This is a genomic window from Sporosarcina saromensis, from assembly GCF_033253735.1.
In the GTDB taxonomy this organism is placed as follows: Bacteria; Bacillota; Bacilli; order Bacillales_A; family Planococcaceae; genus Sporosarcina; species Sporosarcina saromensis.
Window position 1 is genome coordinate 81,846 of the sequence record NZ_JAUBDI010000003.1, and the last position, 20,068, is coordinate 101,913.

General features: G+C 42.1%; 15 protein-coding genes. 12 read left to right on the plus strand and 3 right to left on the minus strand.

Going from position 1 to position 20,068, the window contains the following annotated elements; translation table 11 throughout:
* Window positions 1-146 precede the first annotated feature (146 nt).
* A complete protein-coding gene (locus QT711_RS04875) occupies window positions 147-1,640 on the plus strand; it encodes a class I adenylate-forming enzyme family protein (RefSeq protein ID WP_317942398.1) in 1,494 nt (497 codons plus the stop codon).
* Window positions 1,641-1,720: 80 nt separating this feature from the next.
* On the opposite strand, the gene QT711_RS04880 is transcribed toward QT711_RS04875, so the two are convergent.
* Both QT711_RS04880 and QT711_RS04885 read right to left on the minus strand, forming a co-directional pair.
* The gene (locus tag QT711_RS04880) at window positions 1,721-3,166 is read right to left on the minus strand and encodes an S-layer homology domain-containing protein (RefSeq protein ID WP_317942399.1); all 1,446 of its coding nucleotides are present in this window, start codon (window positions 3,164-3,166) and stop codon (window positions 1,721-1,723) included.
* Window positions 3,167-3,192: 26 nt separating this feature from the next.
* Window positions 3,193-4,281 carry a hypothetical protein gene (locus QT711_RS04885; RefSeq protein WP_317942400.1) on the minus strand — a complete coding sequence of 363 codons (1,089 nt, stop codon included), beginning with the start codon at window positions 4,279-4,281 and terminating at the stop codon, window positions 3,193-3,195.
* A gap of 279 nt (window positions 4,282-4,560) precedes the next feature.
* On the opposite strand from QT711_RS04885, the gene QT711_RS04890 reads away from it, so the two are divergent.
* The 3 genes from QT711_RS04890 to QT711_RS04900 are packed head-to-tail and all read left to right on the plus strand — an operon-like array spanning window position 4,561 to window position 8,021.
* Window positions 4,561-5,553 (plus strand): TAXI family TRAP transporter solute-binding subunit, encoded by a 993-nt coding sequence (locus QT711_RS04890; RefSeq protein ID WP_317942401.1) that lies wholly within the window; start codon window positions 4,561-4,563, stop codon window positions 5,551-5,553.
* A complete protein-coding gene (locus tag QT711_RS04895; protein ID WP_317942402.1) occupies window positions 5,540-6,013 on the plus strand; it encodes a DUF1850 domain-containing protein in 474 nt (157 codons plus the stop codon). The genes QT711_RS04890 and QT711_RS04895 overlap by 14 nt, the downstream gene beginning before the upstream one ends.
* Window positions 6,014-6,044: 31 nt before the next feature.
* Window positions 6,045-8,021, plus strand: coding sequence for a TRAP transporter permease (locus QT711_RS04900; protein WP_317942609.1), 1,977 nt, complete (start codon window positions 6,045-6,047; stop codon window positions 8,019-8,021).
* A 248-nt stretch (window positions 8,022-8,269) separates the two neighbouring features.
* Here QT711_RS04900 and sda read toward each other — a convergent pair whose 3' ends face one another.
* A complete protein-coding gene (gene sda / locus QT711_RS04905) occupies window positions 8,270-8,434 on the minus strand; it encodes a sporulation histidine kinase inhibitor Sda (protein ID WP_317942403.1) in 165 nt (54 codons plus the stop codon).
* A gap of 601 nt (window positions 8,435-9,035) precedes the next feature.
* Between sda and QT711_RS04910 the strand changes: the two genes are divergently transcribed.
* The 8 genes from QT711_RS04910 to QT711_RS04945 all read left to right on the plus strand — a co-directional run bounded on the left by QT711_RS04910 (window position 9,036) and on the right by QT711_RS04945 (window position 19,986).
* Window positions 9,036-10,448 (plus strand): FAD-linked oxidase C-terminal domain-containing protein, encoded by a 1,413-nt coding sequence (locus tag QT711_RS04910; RefSeq protein WP_317942404.1) that lies wholly within the window; start codon window positions 9,036-9,038, stop codon window positions 10,446-10,448.
* Window positions 10,441-11,754 carry a (Fe-S)-binding protein gene (locus QT711_RS04915; protein ID WP_317942405.1) on the plus strand — a complete coding sequence of 438 codons (1,314 nt, stop codon included), beginning with the start codon at window positions 10,441-10,443 and terminating at the stop codon, window positions 11,752-11,754. Before QT711_RS04910 ends, QT711_RS04915 begins: the two co-directional genes overlap by 8 nt.
* Window positions 11,755-11,979: 225 nt before the next feature.
* Window positions 11,980-12,510 (plus strand): DL-endopeptidase inhibitor IseA family protein, encoded by a 531-nt coding sequence (locus tag QT711_RS04920; RefSeq protein WP_317942406.1) that lies wholly within the window; start codon window positions 11,980-11,982, stop codon window positions 12,508-12,510.
* Window positions 12,511-12,886: 376 nt separating this feature from the next.
* Entirely contained in the window at window positions 12,887-14,554 is a 1,668-nt protein-coding gene (ilvD, locus tag QT711_RS04925; protein ID WP_317942407.1) for a dihydroxy-acid dehydratase, read from the plus strand.
* 429 nt (window positions 14,555-14,983) lie between these two features.
* Window positions 14,984-16,705 carry an acetolactate synthase large subunit gene (gene ilvB / locus QT711_RS04930; RefSeq protein WP_317942610.1) on the plus strand — a complete coding sequence of 574 codons (1,722 nt, stop codon included), beginning with the start codon at window positions 14,984-14,986 and terminating at the stop codon, window positions 16,703-16,705.
* Window positions 16,702-17,217, plus strand: coding sequence for an acetolactate synthase small subunit (gene ilvN / locus QT711_RS04935; RefSeq protein WP_317942408.1), 516 nt, complete (start codon window positions 16,702-16,704; stop codon window positions 17,215-17,217). The genes ilvB and ilvN overlap by 4 nt, the downstream gene beginning before the upstream one ends.
* 200 nt (window positions 17,218-17,417) lie before the next feature.
* Window positions 17,418-18,452, plus strand: a complete 1,035-nt coding sequence (ilvC, locus tag QT711_RS04940) for a ketol-acid reductoisomerase (RefSeq protein ID WP_317942409.1) — start codon at window positions 17,418-17,420, stop codon at window positions 18,450-18,452.
* Window positions 18,439-19,986, plus strand: coding sequence for a 2-isopropylmalate synthase (locus QT711_RS04945; RefSeq protein WP_317942611.1), 1,548 nt, complete (start codon window positions 18,439-18,441; stop codon window positions 19,984-19,986). Before ilvC ends, QT711_RS04945 begins: the two co-directional genes overlap by 14 nt.
* Window positions 19,987-20,068: the final 82 nt, after the last annotated feature.

Consider the following 20,068-nt stretch of genomic DNA (forward strand, 5'->3'; position numbering starts at 1 on the left):
TTCTATAAATCTCATAGCTTCCACCTAATGCGTTTAGTTATGAGCAGTTTACGCTTAAAAAAAGTATAGACATGCATTTGTAGTCTAAATATTTTATACTATTATTGTAGTCTGAAATATTAGTTTAGAGAAAGGGGAGATAAAAGATGATCATGACAGATGTTTTACGACAGTATGCAACGAGTCAACCCGACAAAGTCTGTACTACGTATAATGGACGGGAATGGAGCTATGGAGAGTTCTATGAGCAAGTGAGAAAGGTGGCGGGACTTTTTCAGACAAACGATTATCAAAAAGGGGATATTATTGCACTTTATAGTTTGAATTCCGATGCTTTTCTTGTCTATTATTTCGGCATTCAACTTGCTGGACTAACCGTCATGCCGATCAATACGAAGTTAGCACTTCCGGAAGTGGAATATATTTTCGATCACTCCGAAGCGAAAGCGGTTGTGTATGACAAGCGATTGGAAGATGTTATTGTGCGATCTCAATATGCATTCAAAGAGAAGTATCCGATTTGTATGGAGGACGGTATAAATATTTCTGAGGACATTTCATTCAATGAGGTCGTTATGAACATCGAAGATACAGCGGTTGTTATGTATACGTCCGGTACGACGGGTAAGCCAAAAGGTGTCATGTTAACCCATCAAAACATCATCTCCACAGCAGCAATTTGGTCTGAAGCAATGGACATGACAGAAAGTGATCGGATGTTAATTTCCACGCCATTGTTCCATTGTGCGGCGTGTCACGTTTTCATGATCCCCACTCTCTACAAAGGGGGTACCGTCATTATCGAGGAAGCTTTTTCACCTACAGGGACATTGGCTTTACTGCAAACGTCCAATGCGACCATTTTCTTCGGTGTTCCGGCGATGTACACAATCTTATTGAATATGCCGGAAATCAAGACAATCGATCTCCCATCACTTCGTCTATTTTGCTATGGAGCCGCCCCGATGCCATACGAAATGGTCAAGCGATTGAAAGAAACGTTTCCGAATGTGAAGGTCCAAAACTTGTATGGACAGACGGAAAATTCTCCTGCGGCAACGACACTGAAAGATCATTTAGCGTTAAGTAAAATTGGTTCAGTCGGAGAAGCATTGCCGCAAACGGACATCCAAGTGGTGGATGAATTCGGGGAACCTTTACCGATTGGGCAAGTGGGTGAAATCGTGATGCGCGGTCCTCAAGTGATGAAAGGGTATTTAAAAGATGAAGAAGAAACACGGCGTGCAATTCGAAATGGTTGGCTTTATTCCGGAGATTTAGGAAAAATGGATGAAGATGGATTACTGTATATTGTGGATCGTAAAAAAGACATGATCATTCGAGGGGGAGAGAATGTCTATCCTGTGGAAGTCGAAGAAGTTCTTTATCAAATTCCCGAATTGTTAGAGGCTGCCGTTGTCGGGATTCCCCATGAAGTGTTAGGGGAAGTACCGAAAGCTTATGTTGTTTTAAAAGAAGGAAAGGCATTGTCTAAAGTGGAATTAGTGGCTTTTTGTACAGAACGGTTAGCAAAATACAAAGTGCCTGATGAAGTGGAGTTTATGGAGGTTTTACCGAGAAATGCTTCAGGGAAAGTGTTGAAGCATACGTTACGATCACCTACTCAACAGGTCACTTAACTTGTGAATCAAAAGAATGTTTCAAAAAGGCAGCAAGCCCCTATTGAAAGGAGCTTACTGCCTTTATACATGTAGCAATCTTAATTCATCTGTAAAATATCCTCACGGTAATTCTCTTGCAAATCGTGTTCAAGAAATTCTAGGAAACGTTGAATCATTGCAGACGCTTCAGCTCTTGTTAATTGTTGTTGCGGTTTGAAGCGTTTATGCGCATCGCCTTGTACTAAGCCGAGCTCATAAGCGACGTATGCACTATCTTTTGCCCAATTTGGAATGAGTCGATCATCAGAGAATTTTGTTTTGTAGCCAGGACTTGGCGCTCTTCCTTCCATTCCAAGTGCTCTTACGAGTACGGCAACTGCTTGTGCACGTGTAATGGGGTCATCCGGTTTGAAGGTATCTGCTGTGATACCGTGAATGATTCCTTGATTCACTGCACTTTCAATATAGCTGTATCCTTTATCGCGTCGGTCAATATCTTTAAAAATGGATTTTGTGGAATTCACTTTGCTTTTTGTATCGTAGACACGCATGTCGACCGCTTTTAAAACGCCGATTGTGTATTGATAACGATTCATCGGTGTGTTCGGTGAAAAGAATTGAGAAGTTTCATCGAAAACCCCTATTGAATATAGTTTTTCAATCGCATCTTTTGCCCAATGCTTATTCAAGTCCCTGAACTTTGGAACAATGAGGCGCTCAATCGACGTTGCATTCTTTTGCGACAACTCGATGACACCGGCTCTTGAATAATAAGGATACGCATACGTGTATTTTCCGACCATCTCTGAATTGCTTACAACAATATGACCGCCAGGGAAACTGGAAATCGACGGGTCATGAGGTTGGTATTTTAATGTTTTTGTTTTACTGTCTGACACTTTGCTCGTCACAAATGTCGTCCCGGAATTCGTAATAATTTCATAGTCAATAATTTGTGTTTCGGTTGCACCCCAAAAGTTTTCATAACCCATATTTCGGCCAGTCATATGGACAGTGATGAGTTTCGTATAATCTTTTGGTGCACCTGGTCGGGTCACTTTATAAATTTTACGACCAACGAGGTCTCCCGAATAAAAGTCGGAAGCAGGGCGGTTATCGTTCACTGCTGCTTGGGAAAATTGGAAATCATCCAAAGTGAAAACCGCCTTGCTTGCTGTTGTAATTTTTTCCGAGTAGCTTTTAATCGTCGTTTGTGAAGTCGTCTGTCCCTTATCAGCACGATTTTCAAGCGTTGTTTCATAGACGATGGAACGTGTCAGTTTATCGCCACTTTTGCTTGTGAGATTAAATCGATACGTCTTCGTAATTTTGTCTTTCGTCTTACGTTCTGTTATGGTCGGCTTTCCGCTGAACGTAATCGGATAGCTATCCAAAAAGAAAGCTTCTTCGTACGTATACTCATTTGCTACTCCTCCACTGTAATCAGGAGGTGCGGCTTCAACTGGTGTAGATAAAAAGTTTGTTAGTAGAAGTGTTAAGCAAAGAACGAGCATGAATTTGAACTGTTTTATGAATTGTATCATTCGATTGGAATCTCACCTTTTCTAGTTTATTTAATATACACAACATTCACGTGAGCGATGCCGTCAATCCGATCTGTAATGACATATGCCTTGTCGCCTTTTTCAATGCTAGCAGAGTCGACAATTCGATTATTGCGGATGAAAATCGTACCGTCATGGAAATAATACTTTCCTGAAGTACGCAATGTAATGTATGCATAGTTCAAGTCAATGGAAGTGATGTCTTCTTGCAAACTTCCTGAGGTAGATTGTTGGATAATGATTCGTTCAATCACTTCGTTTCCAAATTGCGAAGACGTTACGAAATACACTTCATTGTTTTTGTAGGAACGAAAACTGTCCCTGTCGACTACTTCATCTCCATAATGAATGACTAGATCTTTTGCGAATGGTAACGAACTATTAGAACTGTAGTAGGAAGGAGAACTCCACCAATAGTGAGAGAACTTCATACCGTTTCGCAATTGAAGTTTATTTGTCATTGCATCAAGCTGTTGAATCGTGCCTTTTCTGAGAGCTTCTATTTCACGTCCTTGTCCTACAACTTCAATGACATCCATATAGGATGAGTTCGGAACATTCACCGTAACTTTTATTCGATCACCTTCGACTAGATTACTAATACTTCCCTTAACGGAATCTTTCAGGATTTTTGTTTGGCGTGAAACATGATACTTCTCTAAGTTGCCATCATCTCTTTTTAACGTAATCGTTTGTTTATTTACCAAATGAATGGTTCCATATACAATTTGCCCTCGTGTGTCCAATTGCCCGGGAACGGTTCCTGTTTTTCCTTTCATGCTCTTCACTTGCCCATTGGAAATGGAGACTTCTACTGCCATTCCTAGCTTAAAAGCATCCAGTTTTACTGGCAGCGTATCGACCGAAAGCGAGGGGTGTTGAGTAAGTGCAATATGTATTGTCTTCCCTTTTTCTGTTTTGATCGTAATGGATTTCGGTTTTTTCTCAACTGTATGTTTGTTGTTTCCTGCATCCTCAAATTGGACTTTCACAAAAGTTCCTTTCACTGTCGATGCAGCAGTTGCAGGACTTGTCAGCCATGTACTACTCACTAGTAAAAAAAGGATAGCTAACGATAAGATTCTCGAATACAAAATATGCCACCTCCATATGAATTTACAGATATTCTCCTATCCTCTTTATCGGCAATAATTGAAAGAGTATAAGGGAATTTACTGTATTTTTTTGATTTTATTAAAATCGACTAACTCGTTAAATAGAGGATTAGCGTACAGTTAGCTACTTAAAACGTATTTTCTTAAAGTTAGAATTCCTATTTAACTATGAATATTATTAACGATGTATTGATTTCAGAAAAATATTACTGTATTATTGTAAAAGTTGTTAGATAAATAGTAGGAAGGATGAATGGTATGAAGTTTAAGAAGTATGGACTATTTTTTGCAAGCGCTTTAATGAGTGCTTCAATCCTTGCAGCTTGTGGGGAATCTGACAAGGACGGGGGTTCGTCAAAAGGGGATGAAAGCGCTGACAGCCTTGAAACAAAGATTGTAACAATCGCAACGGGTGGATCATCTGGCCCATACAACATTATCGGAACGACATTAGCAAATGAGTTTTCAAAAGAATTTGGCGTGAACTCCAAGCCGCAATCGACGGGTGCTTCCGTTGAAAACATTAACTTAATTAAAGAAGGAAAAGTGGAAATGGCGTTTGTCATGAGTGATGTTCTGACAGAGGCTGTTGAAGGAACTGGAAACTTCTCAGAAAAAGTAGAGAACGTACAACAAATCGCAGCACTTTATCCGAATTTCGTTCAAATTGTAACGACAGCCGATTCTGGTATTAAAACAATTGAAGATTTAAAAGGTAAACGTGTCGCTGTTGGCGATCAAAACTCTGGCGTTGAAGTAAACGCAAGAAACTTGCTTGCAGGTTTTGGCATTACATATGATGATTTAAAAGTCGATTATTTAGGGTATGCAGAAGCAGCTGACGGCCTTAAATCCGGTAGTGTCGATGCAGCATTCCTAACAAGTGGACTTCCAAACTCTTCAGTAATGGAGCTTGCAGCGAGTATCGATTTAGCACTAGTTGCAGTAGATCGCGATAAAGTCGAAGAAATTGCAAAAGATCAACCGTATTTCGTTGCAATGGACATCCCTGCAGATACGTATGGCAATGCAGAAGCTGTACCGACAGCGGCAATTATGAATGCACTTGTCGTTAGCAGTGAACTAAGTGAAGAAGATGTGTATAAGTTAACTGAGAAATTCTTTAACAGCTTAGGTGAACTTAGCAACTCTCACCAAGCGGCAGCAGATATTTCACTTGAAGGTGCTCAAAAAGGAATGGTAGCACCTGTTCACCCTGGTGCACAAAAGTACTACGATGAGCAGAAGTAAAATTCTTGTAAGTGGGGGCATAGTCGTTATGCTCCTGCTTTCTCTATTTTTACTACGAATTCCAGCCATACAAGTGGATTACCCGGATGGTCGTTTTTATTTGATGGATACGTCACTTGACATTGGCTGGATTCATTCGGTAGAAAAGGAACCTTGGTTTGAAACGTATGAAAGAGATGGCGATCAGTTAACGTTAACGACGACAAAATTCAAAACGTTTGGCGCGGGCGTTCCAGCTTCAGCTGAATTGATAGAAGCGGATGATGGATTCATTCATATGACGATTAATGAACAAATGAACGAAATTAATTTAGCTGTTTCAAGCAATGTACGAACAACTTTATACACGAAAAACAACGAAATTCCATTGTATGAACTCGCCGATGAGTATGAAACGGTCAACATTCATGCCGAGAAAGTCTCTATTTGGAATTTAGTAAGAGGTGAAAAAATTGACTAAGCTTGAAAATAGGAAAGAGAAGCATGCAGAAATGGACGTGCTGACAGAGGAGCAGCAAGCCGCGTTACTCGAGAAGTTTGACACGGAATCCAAGGTACGAAAGTTTTCAGGGAAGAAAGTGGCGTTCTTCGTCTCAGCAATCGCTATTCTCTACTCCCTCTACCATTTGTACATTACATTTTACCCGATGCCAGCACTGCAACAACGTGCTGTTCACGTGGCCATCGGTATATCTCTCATTTTTCTCATCTATCCAACATACAGTCGCCAAGATCGGAGTAAAGTGGCGATTTTTGATTGGTTGCTGTTCATTTTAGGTTTACTGACAGCAGGGTATTTGATTAAGGAATACACAGCAATCGTCACGACACGAGGTGGAATTCCGAATACGATGGATATCGTCATGGCGATTATGACGGTTGTTCTCATATTGGAAGCAGCACGTAGGGTGACAGGATGGATTTTACCGTTACTCGCGCTTATTTTCCTATCGTATCCGTTTTTTAGTCATATGAGTTGGGTACCAACTAAAATGGCGACACGACCATACGATTTGGGGGATATCTTTGGCCAAATGTATTTGAAGACGGAAGGGTTGTACTCGACAGCAATCGGCGCGTCCGTATCGTTCATCTTCTTATTCATCCTCTTCGGTGCTTTTTTGGCAAAGTCAGGGATGGGCCAATTTTTCAATGATTTAGCCCTTGCTTTAGCAGGGCACAAACAAGGTGGTCCCGCAAAAGTTGCGGTCATTTCAAGTGGATTCATGGGAAGCATTAACGGTGCAGCCGTTGCGAACGTAGTAGGTACAGGTGCATTTACAATCCCTATGATGAAACGGGTTGGCTATTCGAAAAATTTTGCAGGAGCAGTTGAAGCGAGTGCGTCAGTTGGTGGGCAAATTCTTCCTCCGATTATGGGGGCAAGTGCTTTCATCATGGCAGAAACAACAGGTGTGAAATATGGAACGATTGCTTTAGCGGCGTTAATACCTGCTGTCCTCTATTTCCTTGCTGTCATTATGCAAGTCCATTTTCGTGCAGGAAAAGATAATTTAAAAGGAATACCAAAACCGGACTTACCACGCGTCAAGGAAGTGATGAAAGAGCGAGGACATCTTTTATTGCCTATCATTTTCCTCATTTTCCTTCTGTATCGCAACGTTCCGATTGGACACGCAGCATTTTACACAATTGTTGCGACAGTCGTTGTGGCGATGCTTCGAAAAACGACGAGAATGTCTTTCAAAGACATTTTAGAAGCATTGGATAGCGGTGCACGTCAATCGCTGTCCGTTATGGTAGCGTGTGCGGTCGTTGGCATTATTATCGGTGTGGTCAGCTTAACGAGCTTTGGGAACGTGATGACATCATCCATTGCGAGTCTTGGTGCAGGTTCTTTATTCCTAACGCTGTTCTTTACAATGCTGGCTTCAATGGTGTTAGGGATGGGCCTTCCGTCGATTCCTGCATATATCATTACCGCTACAATGGCTGCGCCAGCATTAGCAGCATTTGATATTCCAATTCTTGTTGCACATATGTTTGTCTTCTATTTCGGTATTTTTGCAAACATTACGCCCCCTGTTGCACTGGCTGCGTTTGCAGGTGCGGGCATCTCAGGAGGAGATCCGATGAAAACCGGATTCACTGCACTGAAACTATCAGCTGCAGGGTTCCTGATTCCGTACATGTTTGTTTATAACCCAGCAATGCTCATGATCGATACAACCGGAATTGCGATGAATGCACGTGAATTCCCAGTAGCCTCTACAGTGGACATTGTGATGATTACCATCACTGCGATCATAGGCGTAATTGGTTTAAGTGCAGCTATTGAAGGATACTTCAAAACGGCCTATCATCCGATTTGGCGGATTGTGCTTGCTGCAGGTGCACTCATGATGATTATTCCAGAAACCATTACCGACATCGTAGGGGTACTAATTGTCGGCGCAATGTTTGCTCAAAACTATCTGCAAAATAGAAAAGAGCAACAAGCAGTATAGTCTCAGCAATTTGAGACAATTGTATGATTCACTATGCTTAAATGCTGCTCGACGTTCAGGCAGCAACAAAAACCGCGTAAAGCCAAGCATCATAGCACTTGGCTTACGCGGTTTATTTTCTATTACGGCAAAGCGATAGTAGTTGGCAATAAAAAAAGACGAAGGTTTGTCTTAGTCGCCTTCATCTTGATCCAACAATCTATACGCATGTAGTTATCTGACTGACAATGAACCATTGCTTGTCCATTTTACATCGGCGTCTTTTTTTTGTTGTTACAAGAATTTGTACAGCGTGGTTGCAAAGAGCGACGATGAATTTCAGTTTCTAATAGTTGTATGAATTTCGGACAAAGCTTCAAGGCTTTTGCTTTTTGATAGGAATCCATCAATAAATCGTCCGATAATCTTGTCAATTTCACACACCTCCTTTGCATAAGTTCATTCGTCAATGCATACGTTATAAGTTTGTACTTATACATTACCAAATAAAAGGAGGAAGAACAACTGTTCCGTTATCCACAATTACACGTGGATAAGTTGTGGTTAACTTGTTTGTAACAGTGGAAATCCAAGTGTTTCAAAGTGGAGTATGTGGACAAAGTTATCCACAGGTTGTGAATGCGCGAAAAATGTCGAAAGATTCTTCTGAAAATAATGAGAGATGATTGATTCAAATAAGAAAATGCTTGTCATTTCTTGTTTTTTACCAGACAAATCGTTTTGAATGAACCATTCGACAAATCGCGACATTGGAATGAATATTTTCAGGATGCTGTCGCTTAGAAATCGACAATTAAGCGTCATTAACGGGCGTATTGCGTAAGTGATCGATAGATCGATCAATCCACTTTGTGGAAAGATGGGTGTAACGTAGTCCGCGGAAATGAAGGGGTACGCTTGTAAAGAGTTGAATGATAAACATGCTTTGTCTAGTTTCTGTTTGTGACATACATAATCTATCGTTATACTAATGGTAATTGTTCATATTAATAAGAATATTGAGGAGGTTGTTCATTGGAAGAACAAGTGAAGGAACAGTTAATTGCCATAACAGGTTCTGCATATGCAAAGACGTCAACAGCACAGTTACTGGCATATTCCTACGATGCGACTGCTAATTTCCAAGCGTTACCTGACATCGTTTTATCTCCCTCGTCGATTGAAGAGGTGCAAGAGATTGTCAGAGTTTGTTCAGCACATCGAATTCCAATTGTTTCACGTGGTTCAGGAACGAACTTGGCGGCAGGCACAACACCGACTTCGGGAGGGGTTGTCATCTTATTTAATCGGATGAATCAAATTTTAGAACTGGATGAAGAGAATTTGACGATAACTGTTCAACCCGGTGTGATTACGCAGGAGATAAATGAAAGAGTAGCTGAACGGGGTTTATTTTACCCGCCAGATCCTAGCTCAATGAGTATTTCCACAATTGGTGGAAATGTAAGTGAGAATTCAGGCGGATTACGTGGATTAAAATACGGCGTCACGCGTGACTATGTAAAATCGTTAACAGTCGTTTTGCCGAGTGGTGAGTTGCTTGAGACGGGTGGAAAACTGGCTAAGGATGTTGCAGGATACGACTTGACGAGCTTATTTGTTGGATCTGAAGGAACACTTGGGATCATTGTGGAAATTACGCTAGGCTTGCTTCCTGCGCCAATAACGAAAAAGACGCTAGTCGTTTTTTATGACAAACTTGAGCGGGCTGCAGAAACGGTTTCGTCGATTATTGCGGCAAAAATTGTGCCAGCAACACTTGAGTTCATGGACCAAGGAACAATTACGGCTGTAGAAGAATTCATGCAAATTGGTCTTCCGACAAATTGTGAAGCGATGCTTTTAATTGAACAAGATGGTGATCCGGAAGTTGTCGAACGGGATATGGAATTTGTACATACATTATGCATGAAGCAAGGCGCGATATCGACTCAGCTTGCTCAAACGAAAGAAGAGGCAGATCGTTTAAGTGTGGCGAGAAGAGTTGCTTTGTCTGCACTTGCCCGAAAACGTCCTACGACAATATTGGAAGATGCGACCGTTCCCCGTTCTGAAATTGCAAAGATGGTGAAGGCAATTCAAGAAATTGCGGTAAAACATAACTTGCTCATTTGTACGTTTGGACATGCTGGTGACGGAAATTTACATCCGACCATTCTTACAGATACGCGTGATGAAGAGGAAATGGCGCGAGTAGAGATGGCTTTCGCTGACATTTTCGACTATGCGATTTCGTTAGGAGGCACAATTACAGGCGAACACGGAGTAGGGGAGATGAAAGCCCCCTATTTAGAATGGAAAATAGGCAAGGCGGGTATTGCAACGATGAAAGGGATCAAGCAGGCAATTGATCCATTAAACATCATGAATCCAGGAAAGATATTCGCCAAATCAACGAAAAAAAGAGTGGTTGTGCACAATGAATAACAGCAAAGCGAAACAATACAAGCAAGCGTTTGTCACACATGTGGATGAAAATCGGTTAATGGATTGCATGCGTTGCGGTTTTTGTTTACCGGCTTGCCCGACATATATCCATTCGGATTTTGATGAAACACAGTCGCCGCGTGGTCGAATTGCTTTAATGAAAGCGGTACGAGATGGACTTGTGCAATGGGATAGTTCAATTGAGGAGGCTTTTGACTTGTGTTTAGGCTGCCGCGCTTGTGAGCCAGCTTGTCCAGCAGGTGTGCAATATGGAACGTTGATTGAGGAAACGCGGGAGGCGATCTTAGATGTGAAAGCTCAATCAGTGAAAGAGAAAGTCATTAGAAAAGGTGCATTTGATCATCTCTTTGCAGATCAAAGGAAAATGAAGACAGCGGTAAAACTACTAACCTTTTACCAACAGTCAGGTTTGCAGAAAGTCATTCGTAAAGTCGGGTTCATGGAACTGTTCCCACCATTTATGAAAGACATGGAAAAGGCATTGCCTGCGCCTTCTAAATCCGAAGGGATACGATTGTCCAAAAGGATAGGAACGACAAAAGTTGCGTTTTTTACAGGTTGTCTCATGGATACGATGTTCCAAGAAACGAACCGGCATACGATTGAACTACTGCAATATCTTGGCTGTGAAGTTGTCATTCCAAAAGGCCAACAATGTTGTGGAGCGTTGCAAGGGCATAGTGGAGAGATGGAGCGTGCTAAACGGAATGCTGAAAAGAATCTCAATGCTTTTGACGTGTCTTCTGTCGATTATATTGTAAATAATGCAGGAGGATGCGGTGCGTTTCTGTCTGAATATGACCGATTGGTGACGTCTGATTCTCCCTATTACGAAAAAGCGAAAGCGTTTGTGGCGAAGCAAATTGACATTACGACATTGCTCGTCAAACTGGGCATTATTGATGAATTAGAAGGAATTGAACCGTCTTCCGAAATTGTTACGTATCAAGATTCTTGTCACTTACGCAACGTAAACGGTGTAAAAGAAGAAACTCGAGCGATTGTTAAAGCGCTAAGTGGTAAGTACTTCATAGAAATGCCTAGCGCACATCTTTGTTGTGGATCAGCTGGTATTTATAATCTTCTTCAACCTGAAATGGCCTCAACAATTTTGAGGTCGAAAATGGAAGAAATCAAGGGGATAAAAGCTACCACCATTGTGACGACAAATCCAGGTTGCTTACTTCAGATGAAAGTAGGTGTTGAGCGAGCGGGACTTTCGAAAACTTCCCGAGCCATGCATATTGTAGACTTTATACATGAGAAGGTATATAACAAAATGTAAACGGTCTACCTAGTTTGTCGGGATGGAATTATAAAAAATCATTTAAATACGCCCTAACAGCATTATCAATAAGCCGCTGCAACGTATCCTGCTTATGGAAATGTGTGATGAGAACCTTAATCCTCCGATAAGGTAAATGTTCCTCTGTGAATTTTTATACAAAGTGTATGCGCGCATTGTCCGTCTCATACGCTAATGTATGAGCAAGACAGGGGGGCGATGGTATTGAGGAAGGTCTGTACGGTAGGGGTGGTCATTCTCCTTTTCCTGTTGACTGCCTGTGGAAGTGGAACGAAAAGGGATCCGGTTGCTCTAACACCAAAAGATGCGGTAGAGTTGGCGACTACATGGGCAGAAACGGGTAATACCCTACTCGCTGGCGGTACGTACGAAGAAGGGGAGTACAAAACGTTTACCCATAATGGGATTGAATATCGCTTTTTAGCGGAGCATGTGAATACAAAAAAGAAGTTGAAATCCGAATTACACAAATACGTCACAAAGAAAAAAGCAAAACGTTTTATGAAAGAGAACGGATTTATTAAACACGATGGGATTTTGGCGCAACCTGTTGTTGAAATTAGTTCTGTATTGCAGTGGGAAATCGCTACAGCGAGCGTATTGAAGAGCAAGAAGAAAAAGATGACGTTTGAACTGACGGTGCCGATTGGAGAAACACGTACCGCGGAAACATTTCATGTCACCTACAAGTATGTTAAGAAAGCAGGGTGGCGGATAGACGCGTTCACTGAGTAAATATTCTTGTCCGATTCATGCTTCATTTACCATGTAAAAATTGGTGAATGGAGTTTTTTTCTGTTTTGCAGACTGTTCGAGATTTCTTTATTTTATACCAAATAATTGTTAATTGATGAGTTGAAATTGTTTTTACGTGACCATTGAAAAAAATATTTTTAAATGGTCATATTTTTTATGATATGCAATATATCGCAGATGTAAGCGGATACATTTTTTATTATAATTCGTAATTGAGAAATAATTAAAAATAGACGGTTGACTCCAGTTGCGTTCCGATATATGATAGCAACAATCTATTTTGATATGTGAGTTGATTCTCATATTTCTATTAGTTTTGTGAAAGCTGATAGATGAGCGGACTAGGAGAGATATTATGAGAAGTGACATGATTAAAAAAGGTGTCGATCGAGCACCACATAGAAGTCTACTATATGCGACAGGCATTAAGACGAGAGATTTGGAAAAACCTTTCATCGGTGTGTGCAATTCGTATATTGATATTATTCCAGGTCATAAACATTTGAATAAATTTGCCGAGATTGTAAAAGAAGCAATTTGGGAAGCGGGTGGTGTTCCGTTTGAATTCAACACGATTGGTGTCGATGACGGAATCGCGATGGGCCATATCGGAATGCGGTATTCACTTCCGAGCCGTGAATTAATTGCCGATTCTGCTGAAACGGTCATTAACGCTCACTGGTTCGACGGCGTGTTCTACATTCCGAACTGTGACAAAATTACACCCGGAATGCTAATGGCAGCAGTTCGGACGAATGTTCCTTCTGTTTTTGTCTCAGGTGGTCCGATGGAAGCTGGCGTATCAGCTACTGGTGCTCAACTTTCACTGACTTCTGTATTTGAAGGTGTTGGCGCATTTAAATCAGGTAAGATGTCTGCTGAAGAGTTGCTCGACATTGAAAACAATGCTTGCCCAACTTGTGGTTCCTGTTCAGGCATGTTTACAGCAAACTCCATGAACTGTCTCATGGAAATGCTTGGATTGGCTTTGCCGGGTAACGGAACAATCGTCGCAACTTCAGACGAACGCCATAAATTGATTAAAGATGCTGCAAAACATTTAGTACGAATGGTAAAAGAAAATGTGAAACCGCGTGACATTGTCACAAAAGAAGCAATTGATGATGCGTTTGCGCTTGATATGGCAATGGGTGGATCGACAAATACGGTTCTTCATACATTAGCAATCGCACATGAAGCAGAAATTGAGTATAGTGTCCAAGATATTAATAAAGTTGCAGAACGTGTGCCGTATTTAGCGAAGATCATGCCAGCGTCCGATATTTCGATGGATGATATTTTCAAAGCAGGTGGGGTCAGTGCAATTATTAACGAACTGACGAAAATACCAGGTGCGATTCATCCAAACAGATTGACGATTACGGGTAAGACAATCGGTGAAGACGTGCAAGATTATAAGATTACAAACGAGCAAGTCATCCGGACGAAAGACAATCCATATAGTCCTGTTGGAGGGTTATCCGTCTTATTCGGTAATATCGCTCCTGAAGGTGGCGTTATCAAAGTCGGGGCAGTTGACCCGTCGATTAAAGAATTTACAGGTGAAGCGATTGTCTTTGATTCGCAAGAGGCTGCACAAGAAAACATTGATAATGGCACAGTGAAAGAAGGCCATGTCGTCGTTATTCGGTATGAAGGTCCAAAAGGTGGACCGGGTATGCCTGAAATGCTAGCACCAACTTCCGCAATTCAAGGAAGAGGTTTAGGTACGAAGGTAGCACTTATTACGGACGGTCGTTTTTCAGGAGCGTCACGAGGCATTTCGATCGGGCATATTTCTCCAGAAGCGGCAGAAGGTGGTCCAATTGCGTTAGTGCAAAATGGAGACATCATTGCAATTGATTTGACGAATCGGACGATTGAACTGCAAGTTTCAGATGAAGAATTGGCAAGTCGTAAAGAAACGCTACAGCCTTTTGAACCAAAGATTAAAAAAGGCTACTTAGCAAGGTATTCAAAACTTGTAACGTCCGCAAGCACTGGCGGCGTCATGAAAATATAACAACTCGATGATGAGGCAAAAGGGAATAGAGTCTTGCATTTACCAGAGAGCCGGTCGTGCTGGAAGCCGGCGATGCAACTATTCGCGATATCACCTCGGAGTGGATGGCTGAACAGGAAACTAAGTAGGCGATTCCGGGCTAGCATAAAAAGCCCGTTAGCAAAGAATGGATTGTATCGATCTGTGAAATTAGGCTGTGTCATCTACTGACAGCTACCTTACAGTTTCACGATTGCTATCCATTCATGAGGCGACGCAAGTCGTAAACAAGGGTGGTACCATGAAAAGCTTTTTCATCCCTTACACAGAGAGTAGGTCTTTTTGTGTGGGGAGAAAAAGCTTTTCTTTTTTTATAGACGGTAGAACAAATCAGTTAGGAGGAGTTTGTAAATGAGTGCGGAAGTTCAAACGAAGCAAGCAGTTGCGGAAATGGCGCCTGAGCCCATGGAAGAGCAACAGAAAAATCAACCGATGGATGGATCTGCAGTCTTGATTCAAGGATTGAAAGATCAAGGTGTCGAAGTCATTTTCGGTTATCCCGGGGGTGCAGTCTTACCAATTTACGATGCATTGTACAAGGATCCGATTCCCCATGTGCTTGCACGTCATGAACAGGGAGCAATTCATGCAGCGGAAGGCTATGCGCGCGTCTCTGGCAAACCGGGTGTTGTCATTGCCACATCGGGACCAGGAGCGACAAACCTTGTCACCGGCATTACCGATGCAATGATGGATTCATTGCCGCTCGTCGTATTTACCGGCCAAGTAGCAACGACAGTCATCGGAACGGATGCTTTTCAAGAAGCAGATATTATCGGTATTACAACGCCAATTACAAAACATAACTACCAAGTGCAACATGTGGCGGACTTGCCGAGAATTATTAAAGAGGCATTTCATATTGCTTCGACGGGTAGACGTGGTCCGGTAGTCGTCGATATTCCTAAAAACGTTGCGACTGAAATCTTTGTGACGGAAGAAGAACGTCGCGCAGAAGTGAATTTGCCAGGTTACCAACCGACGACAACTCCTAACTACTTACAAATACAAAAAGCGGTCGAAGCAATTTCGGCAGCGAAGAAACCGTTAATTCTTGCAGGCGCTGGTGTATTGCACGGTCAGGCAATGGAAGAATTGAAAACTTTTGTAGAAACAAATAAGATTCCAGTTACCAATACATTGCTTGGTTTAGGCAGTATTGCAGGCGATCATGAGCTGTTTCTAGGGATGGCAGGTATGCATGGAACGTACACAGCCAATATGGCGATTAGTGAATGTGACGTACTCGTCAATATTGGGGCGCGATTTGATGATCGGTTGACAGGAAACTTGAATCACTTCGCTTTGAACGCAAAAGTCATCCATATTGACATCGATCCTGCAGAAATCGGCAAAAACGTACCGACAGCGATTCCAATCGTGGCGGACGCAAAAGAAGCATTGCAAGCATTGCTTCAACAAGACATGAAAGCACCTGATACAGCTGACTGGCTTGCACACTTGGCTGCATTAACCGAAGAAGCACCATTGTGGTACAACGAAGATGAGCATGAAATCTTGCCACAAGAAGCCATTCAAATGGTGCACCGAATTACGGAAGGAAATGCTATTGTTACGACGGACGTCGGGCAACATCAAATGTGGGCAGCCCAATATTACAAGTTGAACAATCCAGATCATTGGGTCACTTCTGGTGGACTCGGAACAATGGGATTCGGTTTCCCAGCGGCGATTGGGGCACAACTCGCAAAGCCGGATAAAAGAGTTATTGCATTCGTCGGAGATGGTGGTTTCCAAATGACCGCTCAAGAACTTTCTTTACTGCAAGAAATGAGAATTCCGGTGAAAATTGTCATTCTAAACAACGGTGCACTTGGAATGGTTCGTCAATGGCAGCAGACATTTTACGACGAACGGTATTCACAGTCTTTAATTCCTGTACAACCGGATTTTGTTAAACTAGCAGACGCATACGACATTAAAGGGTACCGCATTACGAAAAAAGACAATGCGGAAGAATTATTCCGTGAAGCGTTGTTGTCGGATGAACCCGTCCTCATTGATTGCAGAGTGAAGATGATGGAAAACGTCTATCCGATGATTGCACCAGGTAAAGGCATTCATGAAATGATCGGGGTGAAAAATGTATGAAGAGAGTTATTTCCGTAACGGTCATTAACCAAAGTGGTGTATTGAACCGCGTGACAGGCTTATTAATGAAACGCCAGTTCAATATTGAAAACATTACGGTCGGTCATACCGAACAAGCGGGCATGTCGAAAATGACGTTTATCGTCCATGTGGAAGATGAGCGGAAAATCGAACAGTTGGTGAAACAGCTGCAGAAACAAATCGATGTCATAAAAGTGAATGACATTACCGATAAAGCGATTGTTATGCGGGAATTGGCGCTTGTGAAAGTCGTTTCACCTCCTCATGCGCGTGCAGAAATTAATAGCATCGTAGAGCCATTCCGTGCAACCATTATCGACTCAGGAAAAAATGTCGTCACGTATCAAGTGACGGGAACACCTGAAAAAATCGAGGCATTCATCGATCTCGTCAAACCTTACGGCATTAAAGAATTGGCAAGAACCGGGGCGACAGCATTCACAAGAGAAAACCAAAAAGCCCCATCACCACAACTTTCTATTTTGAAATAGGCATTGTGAACGGATTACGGCTAGTCAGTAGCGGAACGAAAGGTTTGCGAATCAAGTGAAATAGGCGATCAACTTATATCGATATGTCAGAATTAATATTCATTTGAACGTTAACCTGCTGTTCATTGCAAAGAGTAGTCAGATTCATAACGAGCCTTTCTATAAAAAAACTAAACCCAAAACCCAAGGAGGAACTACCAATGGCTAAAATGTATTATAACCAAGATATCAACGAAGGACTTTTACAAGGAAAGACGATTGCAGTTGTAGGATACGGTTCACAAGGTCATGCGCACGCGCAGAACTTGAAAGATTCAGGATTCAATGTCGTAGTTGGTGTACGCCCAGGTAAATCGTTCGACCAAGCAAAAGAAGACGGACTTGAAGTGAAAACAGTTGCTGAAGCGGCTGAACAAGCGGATATCATTATGATTCTTCTTCCGGATGAAAGACAGAAGAAAGTATATGACGAAGAAATCAAACCGGCATTAACAGCAGGAAAATCACTCGTATTCGCACATGGTTTCAATGTACACTTCGGTCAAATCGTTCCTCCGGCAGATGTGGATGTATTCCTCGTTGCACCTAAAGGGCCAGGACACCTTGTACGTAGAACATACGAAGCAGGTGCAGGTGTACCAGCATTGTTTGCGGTCTATCAAGACGTATCGGGCCAAGCGAAAGATGTAGCACTTGCATATGCGAAAGGAATCGGTTCAGCACGTGCAGGCGTTCTTGAAACATCTTTCAAAGAAGAGACAGAAACGGATCTATTCGGAGAGCAAGCAGTACTTTGTGGTGGATTAACTTCACTTGTAAAAGCAGGTTTTGAAACATTAGTAGAAGCGGGCTATCAACCGGAATTAGCGTATTTCGAAACGATGCATGAATTGAAATTAATCGTCGATTTGATGTATGAAGGCGGTATGTCAGGTATGCGTTATTCCATCTCCGACACTGCTGAGTGGGGTGATTTCGTTTCAGGTCCACGCGTTGTCGATGCAGATACGAAAGCACGCATGAAAGACATCCTGACAGATATCCAAGAAGGGAAGTTCGCGAAAGGGTGGATCGACGAAAACGAAAACGGTCGTCCGAACTTCAACGCCTATGAAGAATCAGAAGCGAAGCACCAAATTGAAGTGGTCGGTGAAAAACTTCGTGCAATGATGCCTTTCGTAAACGATGGTAAGAAAACAAAACAGGAAGAAGTGGTGGGTAGTGCGCAAAATTGACATCTTTGATACAACCCTTCGTGACGGTGAACAATCCGCTGGCATTAACTTAAATACAGCAGAAAAGATGGAAATTGCCCGCCAACTTGAACGTTTTGGTGCTACGGTGATTGAAGCAGGATTCCCTGCTTCTTCACCTGGTGATTTCGAAGCAGTACAGAGAATCGCAAATACCGTGAAAAACTCAACAGTGACAGGGCTTGCAAGAGCGATGAAAAGTGATATTGATACATCTTGGGAAGCGTTAAAAGGCGGTCAACAGCCACACCTCCATGTGTTTTTGGCAACTTCGCCAATCCATATGGAATACAAACTCAAAAAGACACCCGATCAAGTCGTTGATATCGCAGTGGAAGCAGTAAAATATGCAAAAAAATTCTTTCCGCTTGTTCAATGGTCTGCAGAAGATGCATTTCGATCCGATCCAGCTTTCTTAGTTCGTATTATTAATCAAGTGATCCAAGCTGGCGCTACGACAATTAATATTCCTGATACCGTCGGTTATGCAACTCCGCAGGAATACGGTGCGTTATTTAAATTCTTGAAAGAGAATGTGACAGGCATTGATCGAGTAAAACTGTCGGCACATTGCCATAACGACTTAGGGATGGCCGTTGCGAATTCCATAGCGGCAATCGAAAACGGCGCCGATCAAGTTGAAGGGACGATTAATGGAATTGGTGAGCGTGCTGGTAATGCAGCGCTTGAGGAAATTGCTGTTGCACTCCATATTCGAAAAGATTTCTATGGACTAGAAACAGGCATCAATCTTCAGGAAATCAAGCGCACAAGCCAGTTGGTAAGTCAGCTTACAGGTGTCGTCATTCAACCGAACAAAGCGGTTGTCGGGAAAAATGCATTTGCCCATGAATCAGGCATCCATCAAGATGGTATGTTGAAAAATCGTGAAACGTATGAAATCATTACACCGGAGTTGATCGGTGAAACGACAGCACCGCTTGCACTTGGCAAGCATTCAGGCCGTCATGCATTTAAAGATCGTGCAATTACAATGGGCTTTGATTTGACTGAAAATCAATTGAACGAAGCATTCAGTGCGTTCAAGAAACTTGCTGATCGTAAAAAAGAAATTACGGAAGATGATTTGTTTGTTCTCTTCACCGGTAAGCAAATTGAAAACGCGAATGCGGACATTTATGAATTGACGAATGTGCAAGTCCAATATGGAACGTCAAATGTACCGACTGCCACAGTATCTGCGAATGTACCAACAGGTGAGAATGTCGTTATTGCAACAACTGGCGCCGGTTCAGTAGAGGCGATATTCAATGCATTGGAGCTACTTGTCAAAGGGCAAGTGAACATTATGGATTACCGTGTCACGTCAATCGGTAAAGGTCGAGACGCACTTGGGGAAGCAGTCGTCAACTTGCGTTTTAACGGAGAGACTTATACAGGAAGAGATATTTCACAAGATGTACTAGAAGCATCTGCAAAAGCTTATTTGAACGCGATTAATCGAAAGTTAGTGAAGGACTCAGTGAAAGTGGCTGAGCCGGTCAGTCAGGTGTAAAATACAAAGATTTCTAAGTAGTCAAGACTGAAAATTTCGTTTTTTTATAATGGAAAGGCTGTACACATTTAAAAGGAGGAGA

What these genes read in the sequence shown, in the direction of transcription:
- QT711_RS04895 (WP_317942402.1), top strand. Translation starts at nt 5,540, where the DNA reads ATGAGCAGAAGTAAAATTCTTGTAAGTGGGGGCATAGTCGTTATGCTC.
- ilvC (WP_317942409.1), top strand. Translation starts at nt 17,418, where the DNA reads ATGGCTAAAATGTATTATAACCAAGATATCAACGAAGGACTTTTACAA.
- QT711_RS04900 (WP_317942609.1), top strand. Translation starts at nt 6,045, where the DNA reads ATGGACGTGCTGACAGAGGAGCAGCAAGCCGCGTTACTCGAGAAGTTT.
- QT711_RS04875 (WP_317942398.1), top strand. Translation starts at nt 147, where the DNA reads ATGATCATGACAGATGTTTTACGACAGTATGCAACGAGTCAACCCGAC.
- QT711_RS04915 (WP_317942405.1), top strand. Translation starts at nt 10,441, where the DNA reads ATGAATAACAGCAAAGCGAAACAATACAAGCAAGCGTTTGTCACACAT.
- ilvB (WP_317942610.1), top strand. Translation starts at nt 14,984, where the DNA reads ATGGCGCCTGAGCCCATGGAAGAGCAACAGAAAAATCAACCGATGGAT.
- ilvN (WP_317942408.1), top strand. Translation starts at nt 16,702, where the DNA reads ATGAAGAGAGTTATTTCCGTAACGGTCATTAACCAAAGTGGTGTATTG.
- QT711_RS04880 (WP_317942399.1), bottom strand. Translation starts at nt 3,166, where the DNA reads ATGATACAATTCATAAAACAGTTCAAATTCATGCTCGTTCTTTGCTTA.
- QT711_RS04890 (WP_317942401.1), top strand. Translation starts at nt 4,561, where the DNA reads ATGAAGTTTAAGAAGTATGGACTATTTTTTGCAAGCGCTTTAATGAGT.
- ilvD (WP_317942407.1), top strand. Translation starts at nt 12,887, where the DNA reads ATGAGAAGTGACATGATTAAAAAAGGTGTCGATCGAGCACCACATAGA.